The following is an 8,807-nucleotide window of genomic DNA, read 5'->3' as shown; positions in this document are numbered from 1 at the left end:
CGACACCCCACCCCCCGCACCGGCCGCGGGGGAGCAGCCGGGCGATGCGCGCGTAGGGGAGCGGCCGGGTGGTGGTGGGCGGCCCGGTGGCGGGGTGCTGTTGGGGAGGCCAAGGCTGTGGCATGGCGGGGCGCCGGTGTGGCGGCTGCGGGTGGTGCATGTGGCCTTCGCCGTCGCGTCCATCGGCGTGGCGGTGGCGGCGCCGTTCGCCGGTACGGCCGTGGGGCTCGTGCTGACCGTCGCCAATGCGGCGATCCTGGTCGCCGCCGCCGTGCTGGTGACGTTGCCGGGCATCGCCCGCCGGGTCGATCCGCAGGCGGAGCGGCGCACGCCGGTCCTGCTCGACGCCTCGTGCCGGGTGTTGCGGATGGCGGCGCCGATGGCGTTCGTCGCCACCGCCGGCGCCGCGCTGGCGGGTCTGGAGCCGGGTGACGGTGGCACGCTCGCCTGGCAACTCCCCGGCGTCGGCATTGGAGCGTTCCAGTACGCCCTCACCGTCGGCCTCGGGCTGTTCCTCCTGGTCACCACCTTCGTCCTGGCCCGCGCCGCCAGGAACGAGGAGGGCGGGCCGCGGGCGATGGCCGGGATGGCGGCCTGGTTCGTGCTCATGGTGGCCGTGGGCGCCGCGAACGTGCTGGCGCTCGGCCTGCTGTTCTGGACCGCCGCGTTCTTCGGCGTCCCCGGCACCGCCGCCGAGCCCGGCCCGCTGGAGCGGGCGCTGCTGATCGACGACTCCGCCTGGTGGACGGCGGCCCTGGTGCCGCTGCTCGCGTTCGGCCTCCTCGCGATGGCGGGCGTGCTCTGGCTGATCAGGAAGGCGGCGGCGGCCCGGCTGGCGCCCGCGCTGAAGCCCTACTACGGCGAGCGCGACGACGCGGAGACGGTCGCGAGCGCGTGGGCGCTGGCCGCGCTCACCGACCGGGCCGGGCTGGTGCTCGGCGTCCTCACCGCGCTCGGCGCGGCCGGGTCGGTGGTGGTGACCGTGCTGCACCGGCTCGGTCCTTTGACTCCAGGAGGTGGCGTCTCGGGCATGCTCGCCTCGGCGGGCGGCTGGGTCATGGTGGCGGCCGTGGTGACGCTGGTGCTGGTCGGGCGGCGTACGTACAGCGACGCCCGGCTGCGCAGGACGATCGGCATCCTGTGGGACATCGCCACGTTCTGGCCGCGCGCCATCCACCCGCTCGCGCCGCCCTGCTACACCGAGCGGGTCGTGCCCGAGCTGGTCGCCAGGGTTCGCCGGCTGGCCGCGAAGGACGGCGACCAGGTCGTGCTGTCGGGGCACAGCCAGGGCAGCGTCATCGCCGCCGCGGTGGTGCTGCAGCTCGATCCGGAGACCCGGCGGCGCGTGCGGCTGCTCACGCACGGCTCGCCGCTGCGCCGCCTGTACGCCGCCTACTTCCCCGCCTACTTCGGCGACAGGGGACTGACGGCGGTACGCGAGGCGGTGACGTGGTGCAACCTCTACCGCCTCAGTGACCCCATCGGCGGCCCCGCCTTCCGCCGCGTCGACCCCCTGGCGGGCGGCGAGCAGGACGCCGTCGACCGGTTCTGCTGGGACCCGCGCAGGCCCGGCCCTGGCGAGCCGCTGCCCGAGACCCGCCGGCACACCGCGTACTGGCTGGATCCGCTCTACGACGAGGCCCTGACCAGGCTCATCACCGTCGAGCGCGCCGTCTGACGGTCCCGCACTGTAGGGTGTCCCGCGGTCTGGAGTCGGTGAGCCATGGGGGCTGACAGTGCGGTGGGTGCTCTTCCTGGTGGTGCTGTTCGCGGGGTTATGGGTCACGCCCCCCGCTGCCGATGCCGCCCCCGAGGGCGGCAGGGTCGCCTTCATCGGTGTGCCGGGGCTGCTCTGGGACGACCTCGACCCGCGTGACACCCCGCGCATGTGGGAGCTGGCCGGGCAGAGCGCGCTCGGGTCGCTCTCGGTCAAGGCCGTCGGCACCGTCACCTGCCCGTACGACGGGTGGCTGAGCGTGTCGGCGGGCGTGCGCCAGGCCGTCGGCCGCCGCTGCGGCCTGCCGCCCGAGCCGATCGCCCAGGGCGCGGGCGCCGTCGTGCCCGAGGTGCCCGAGCTGCGCGCCACCACCAACGGCATGTACGCCGGCGCGCTCGGCGGCGCCGTGCACGCCGCGGGCCACTGCACGGCCGCCGTCGGCAGGGGCGCCGCGGTGGCGCTGGCCGACCAGCAGGGCAGGGTCGACCTCTACGCCTCCGAGCCCGCCGGGCTGTCCGACTGGTCGCGCTGCCGGGTGCTGGCCGTCGACGTCGCCGCGCTCGTGCAGCCGTACCTCGAGGACGGCAGGCTGCCGCAGGAGCCCGAGGTGATCTCGCCCGAGCAGCGCCGCGAGCTGGCCCGCCAGGCCGACGCCGAGGTCGGCGCGGCGCTCGACCGGCTGCCCGCGGACACCGAGGTGGTGCTGGCCGGCATCGGCGACCACGGTTCGGTGCCGCACCTGCGCGCCGTGCTGTGGCGGCGGGCGGGCACCGACGCGGTCACCGGCGAGGCCGGGCCGTCGATCGGGGCCGGCTCGACCATGCGCGACGACCTCGTGGTGCTGCCCGACATCACGCCCACGCTCCTGGGCGCCGCCGGCATCACGCCGCCGTCCGGCGTCGTCGGGGTGCCGTGGCGGCTCGGCGACCCCGTCACGCCCGCCGACCTGGTCAGGGCCGACGTCGCGGGCACCTCCGTACGCGGCATGACCGGCTGGTTCTTCACCGCCTACGCGATCCTCCAGGTGGCCTTCTACGTGGGGGCGTACCTCCTGCTGTCGAAGCGCCGGCGGCTCGGCCTGGTCGGGACCGTCGCGGTCGTGCCGGCCTGCGTGCCCGTCGCGACGTACGCGGTGAACGTGCTGCCGTGGGACCGCAGCCCCTACCCGGTGGCGACGCTGATCGGCGCGGTGCTGGCCATGACGGCCACGATCGCCGCCGTGGCGCTGCTCGGCCCGTGGCGGCGCGACCCGCTCGGCCCGCCCGCCGCGGTCACCGCGATCACCGCGGCCGTGCTCGTGGCCGACCTGCTGACCGGCACGACGCTGCAGTTCAACGCCCTCATGGGCTACACCGCCGTGGTCGGCGGGCGCTTCTACGGCCTGGCGAACATCCCGTTCGCGCTGCTCGTCACCTCCGTCCTCATGTGCTCGGCGATCGCCGCCCAGCACCTCGTACGCGCCGGGCGGCGCCGCGCGGCCGTGGCGGGGGTGGTGGTGTCCGGCGTGGTGGCGATGCTGCTGGCGGGCTGGCCCGGCGTGGGCAGCGACTTCGGCGGCGTGATCGCGTTCGTGCCGGGCATCGCGGTGACCGCGCTGCTGGTCGCGGGCCGCAAGGTGTCGCTGCTGAAGCTGGCCGGGTTCTGCGTGCTCGGCGGGGTGGCCGTGTCGGTCATCGCCGTCCTCGACCACCTGCGCCCGCCGGCCGCGCAGACGCACCTCGGCAGGTTCGTGGGGATGGTGCTCGACGGCACGTTCCTGCCGATGATCGCGCGCAAGCTGGGCGCCATGCTCAACACCCTGCTCTCGCCCAACCTCATGCCGATCGTCATGGCCGGGCTGATCTTCCTGATCTTCGCCGTGCTGCGGCCCGGCAAGGTGAGCGCGGGCGTGGTGCCGCTGGCGTTCGAGCGGCTGCCGATGCTGCGCGCCGGGCTGCTCGGGGCGCTGGCCAGCGGCGTCGTCGGCATGCTGGTCAACGACTCGGGGACGGCGGTGCTGTCCATGGTGGTGGCGCTGGCGGTGCCGCTGTTGCTGCACGCGGGCGTCCGGCTGCCGGAGCTGGCCGGGCAGGAGGAGGAGCCTCCGGGGGACGCCGTGGGAGAGCGCGTGGCCTCCAAGATCTGAAATTTTCTTTTAGTTCATGCCAAAGCCTTGAAAGTTATAACCACGAGCGATTGCATTCGGGGCGTGCAGACCCTCCGATTGCTGGCCGCCGCCGCGCTCGTGTTAGCCCCCGTGGCCATCAGCGCGCCCGCGCAGGCCGATCCCGTCTCTCCCGCAGAGGACGCGTCCCAGGCGTCGTCCTACCCCGCCTCCTCCACGCTGCTCGCCCGGACCACTGCCGGGGCCGCTGAAGGCCGGCGGCTGGAGACCGCCAAGACCACCCGGCCGGTCGCGCCGGGCATCTCCCTGACCTCCTTCGACACCTTCGACGAGCTCGGCTGGCTGCGTGCCGACGCCGTCACCGCCGACCTCGGCAGCGTCAAGGCCGACTACGTCTTCTCCGGCGAGGTGTCGAAGACCGAGCCGCTGTCCGGCCCGGCCAGGCGCTCGCGCGCGGTCGCGGCCGTCAACGGCGACTTCTTCGACATCAACAACTCCGGCGCCGCCCAGGGCATCGGCGTGCAGAACGGCACGCTCGTCCAGTCGCCGATCGCCGGCCACGAGAAGGCGGTCGCGATCTCCGGCGACGGCGTCGGCCGGGTGCTCGCGATGTACTTCGAGGGCACCGCCACCCCCGCCGGCGGCGCGCCGATCACGCTGACCCAGTTCAACCAGATCGTCCAGCGCGACGGCGTCGGGCTGTTCACGCCGCTGTGGGGCTCGTACACGCGGGCCCGCGCCGTCGAGGGCGCCACCGCCGTCGCCGAGGCCGTGCTGGTGGACGGGGTGGTCTCCGAGGTACGCGACGCCGCGGGCAGCGGCCCCGTCCCGGCCGGCAGCACGATCCTGCTCGGCCGCGACGCGGGCGCCGCCGCCGTGGCCGCGCTCAAGCCCGGCGACGAGGTGGACGTGAAGTACCAGCCCAGGTCCTCCGACGGCACGTCCGTCAAGGCGGCCGTCGGCGGCAACTGGGTGCTGCTCAAGGACGGCGTCGTGCAGAACTCCACCGACAACGCCGCGCACCCGCGCACCGCGGTCGGCTTCTCCGCCGACGGCAGGAAGATGTACCTGCTCACCGTGGACGGCCGCCAGGCCGACAGCCGCGGCGTCACCCTGAACGAGCTGGCCGCCATGATGAAGGAGCTCGGCGCGGCCGACGCGCTCAACCTCGACGGCGGCGGCTCCTCCACGATGCTGGCCCGCGAGCCAGGCTCCGCCGACGTGCAGGTGGAGAACAGCCCGTCCGACGGCGGCGAGCGCCACGTGCCCAACGGCCTGGCTCTCTACGCGCCCGAGGGCAGCGGCAAGCTCAAGGGCTTCTGGGTCGAGACCGCCTCCGACCCGGCCAAGGCGCCCGGCGCCGCCCCCGTCGGCGGCGGCCGTCCCGACCGCGTCTTCCCCGGCCTGACCAGGCGGCTCACCGCCGCCGGCTACGACGAGACGTACGGCCCCGCCGCCGGCACCCCGTCCTGGCGCGCGAAGCCGGCCGTGCACGGCGTCGTCCGCGACGGCCGCTTCCACGCCCTGCTGCCGGGACGGACCACCGTCACCGCCGCCCGCGGCAAGGCCAAGGGCGAGATCGAGCTGACCGTGCTGCAGCCGCTGGAGCGGCTCGGCGCCACCGCCGACCGCGTCGGCATCGCCGGCCAGGACGGCACGGCCGCCTTCGGCGTCGTCGGCTATGACCGCAACGGCAACTCCGCGCCCATCGAGCCCGCCGACCTCAAGCTCTCCTACGACAAGAACCTCTTCGAGGTCACCGCCGCCGAGCACGGCTCCTTCACCGTCAAGGCGCGCCAGGCCACCGGCTCCGGGCTGATCACCGCCAAGGTCGGCAAGCTCAGCACCGCCGTGCCGGTGACCGTCGGGTTCGAGGACAAGCAGGTCGCCGACTTCGAGGACGCCGCGAAGTGGACGTTCGCCGCCGCCCGCGCCACCGGCTCGCTGTCGGCCGCGCCCGGCCACGACGGCGGCGGGCTGAAGCTCTCCTACGACTTCACCACCTCCACCGCCACCAGGGCCGCCTACGCCGGCCCGCCCGGAGAACTGGTCGTCGAGGGGCAGCCGCAGGCGTTCGGGTTGTGGATCAACTCCACCGGCAAGGGCGAGTGGCCCAGTCTGGAGTTCTACGACGGGCTCGGGCAGTCGCAGATCCTGCGCGGGCCGTACATGACGTGGACCGGCTGGCGCTACGTCGAGTTCCCGGTGCCGCCGGGTGTCAACTACCCGCTCAAGCTGCGCCGCTTCTACGTCGCCGAGACCAAGGCCGGCGCCTCGTACACCAACGAGATCATGATCGACGGGCTGGTGGCCAAGGTGCCGCCGTCGGTGGAGGCCCCGGCCGCGCCCAAGGTCGCCGACCCGGTGGTCAAGGCGGACGTGGCGGACATGCCGTGGCGGTTCGCGGTCATGTCGGACGCGCAGTTCGTGGCCAGGGACCCGGACAGCGACCTGGTGAAGAACGCGCGGCGCACGCTGCGTGAGATCAAGGCCGCCGAGCCTGACTTCCTGCTCATCAACGGTGACCTGGTGGACGAGGCGTCGCCGGAGGACTTCGCGCTGGCGAAGAAGATCCTCGACGAGGAACTCGGCGGGACGCTGAAATATCACTACATCCCGGGTAACCACGAGGTGATGGGCGGCCAGATCGACAACTTCAAGGCCGTCTTCGGCGACACGTACCGGACCTTCGACCACAAGGGCACCCGCTTCATCACGCTGGACACCTCGCGCCTGACCCTCAGGGGCGGCGGCTTCGACCAGGTGGCGATGCTGCGCGACCAGCTCGACCAGGCCGCGAAGGACTCCTCGATCGGGTCGGTCGCGGTGCTGTTCCACGTGCCGCCGCGCGACCCCACGCCGGGCAGGGGCAGCCAGCTCGGCGACCGCAAGGAGGCCGCGCTGGTCGAGGACTGGCTGGCCGCCTTCCAGCGCGAGACCGGCAAGGGGGCCGCGTTCATCGGCGGGCACGTCGGGACGTTCCACGCCGAGCACGTGGACGCCGTGCCGTACTTCATCAACGGCAACTCCGGCAAGAATCCGGCCACCGCGCCCGGCGACGGCGGCTTCACCGGCTGGTCGCTCTGGGGCGTCGACCCGGTCAGCAAGGCCGAGGCCGAGCTGGTCAGGCGGAGCTGGTTCACCGACGCGCCCACCTGGATCGGCACGCAGGTGCGCCCGCACGTGGACGAGCTGACGCTCACCGCGCCCGCGAGCGTGGCGGTCGGCAGGCCCGCCGCCGTCAGCGCGTCCGTCGTCCAGGACGGACGGACGGTGCCCGCCGCCTACCCGGTGTCGGTCACCTGGTCGGGCTCGCCCAACCTGCATGTCGGCGGCCGTGCCTCTGCCAAGCCCCGGCACGTCGCCGTCCTCGACCCGGCCACCGGCACGCTCACCGCGCTCCGGCCCGGCCAGGTCACGGTGGCCGTCACCGTCAACGGCGTCACCCGCCAGGTGACGGTGGCCCTGACCGCCAGGGCCGCCGCCTGACCTTCCCCTTTCAGCGGGCCCCTGGGAACGTCTCCCGGGGGCCCGCCCCTGTGTTGGGGGCCTCGGCGGGCGGGTACGAGATCGATTCAGCGCCGTCTGATCGGGAGGACCGGCGATGTCGATGGAGCTCGAAGTCGTGCCCGCCGGGCTGGCTCGCGTGCTGGAGGAACTGCCGCTGGTGGACCACCACGTGCACGGGGCGACCTCGCACGACCTGTCGCGCACCGCGTTCGAGAAGCTGCTCGGCGAGTCCGACCGGCCGGTGCCCGACTGGATGACCCGCTTCGACTCCCAGCTCGGGTTCGCCGTGCTGCGCCACTGCGCGCCCGTACTCGGCCTGGAGCCGTTCTGCGCGCCGGAGGAGTACCTCGCCAGGCGGGCCAGGATCGGCGCGCACGAGGCCAACCGGCTGCTGCTCGGCGCGTCCGGCGTCGGCCACTTCCTGGTCGAGACCGGCTACCGCGCCGAGGAGCTGCTCGGCCCCTCCGGGATGGCCGAGGCGAGCGGGGCGCCGGCCGACGAGGTGGTGCGGCTGGAGAGCGTGGCCGAGCAGCTCGCCGCCGCCGGGTGCGGGGCGGGGGAGTTCGGGCGGCGGTTCGCCGAGGCGTTGTGGGAGCGGACCGGGGACGCCCGCGGGCTCAAGACCGTCGCCGCCTACCGGTGCGGGCTCGACTTCGACCCGGCGCCGCCGTCCGCCGACGAGGTGGCCGCGGCGGCCGGGCGGTGGCTTGAGGAGGGCGGGCGGCTGCGCGACTCCGTGCTCGTGCGCCACCTCATCTGGACGGGGCTCGAACGGGGGCTGCCACTGCAGTTCCACATCGGGTACGGCGACCCCGACATCGACCTCAAGCGGTCAGACCCGCTGCTGCTGCGCGGGCTGATCGAGCTGGCCGAGCCCACCGGGGTGCCGTTGCTGCTGCTGCACTGCTACCCCTTCCAGCGGCACGCCGGGTACCTGGCGCAGGCGTACCCGGCGGTGTTCTTCGACGTGGGGCTGGCGCTCACCCACGTCGGGGCGCGCGGTTCCGCGCTGCTGGCCGAGAGCCTGGAGGTGGCGCCGTTCGCGAAGATCCTCTACTCGTCCGACGCGTGGGGGCCCGCCGAGCTGCACTATCTCGGCGCGTTGATGTGGCGGAGGGGGATGGCGCGGGTGCTCGGGGAGTTCGTGCTGGAGGAGGAGTGGTCGGTGGCGCAGGCGGTGCACGTCGCGACCATGATCGGCGCGGAGAACGCGCGCCGCGTGTACGGCCTGGGCGGCTGACGGTTCCTTTTGGGACGGGTATGGGACGGCCATAAGGGCACGTATGCGGACATTGCACAGTTTCAGGGGAGAGGAGAGATGGTGACGGGGGCAGCACGAGCGGCCGGGAACGGACATCGAGCGGCGGGGCTGGAGGCGGCGCTGCGGGCCGCCCTGCGGCGGGAGCTGCCGGCGGCCGTCGCCCTGCGCCGCGAGCTGCACGCGGCGCCCCGCGTGTCCGGGCAGGAGGCGCCGAC

The 8,807-nt window shown here is 73.9% G+C and carries 3 protein-coding genes and 1 pseudogene; all 4 read left to right on the top strand.

The window, feature by feature from the left end:
- A pseudogene (locus ABZW11_RS45810) lies at window positions 1-1,678 on the top strand (hypothetical protein); the annotation flags it as partial.
- A gap of 67 nt (window positions 1,679-1,745) precedes the next feature.
- Window positions 1,746-3,842 carry a hypothetical protein gene (locus ABZW11_RS45805; RefSeq protein WP_355432734.1) on the top strand — a complete coding sequence of 699 codons (2,097 nt, stop codon included), beginning with the start codon at window positions 1,746-1,748 and terminating at the stop codon, window positions 3,840-3,842.
- Window positions 3,843-3,905: 63 nt separating this feature from the next.
- Entirely contained in the window at window positions 3,906-7,310 is a 3,405-nt protein-coding gene (locus tag ABZW11_RS45800) for a phosphodiester glycosidase family protein (RefSeq protein ID WP_355432731.1), read from the top strand.
- A 115-nt stretch (window positions 7,311-7,425) separates the two neighbouring features.
- The gene (locus ABZW11_RS45795) at window positions 7,426-8,571 is read left to right on the top strand and encodes an amidohydrolase family protein (RefSeq protein ID WP_355432728.1); all 1,146 of its coding nucleotides are present in this window, start codon (window positions 7,426-7,428) and stop codon (window positions 8,569-8,571) included.
- Window positions 8,572-8,807: the final 236 nt, after the last annotated feature.

Source organism: Nonomuraea sp. NPDC004580, from assembly GCF_040609855.1.
In the GTDB taxonomy this organism is placed as follows: domain Bacteria; phylum Actinomycetota; class Actinomycetes; order Streptosporangiales; family Streptosporangiaceae; genus Nonomuraea; species Nonomuraea salmonea.
This window is presented reverse-complemented; position numbering and strand designations above follow the sequence as displayed.

Coding starts and splice junctions, on each gene's coding strand:
- ABZW11_RS45795 (WP_355432728.1), top strand. CDS start 7,426: ATGTCGATGGAGCTCGAAGTCGTGCCCGCCGGGCTGGCTCGCGTGCTG.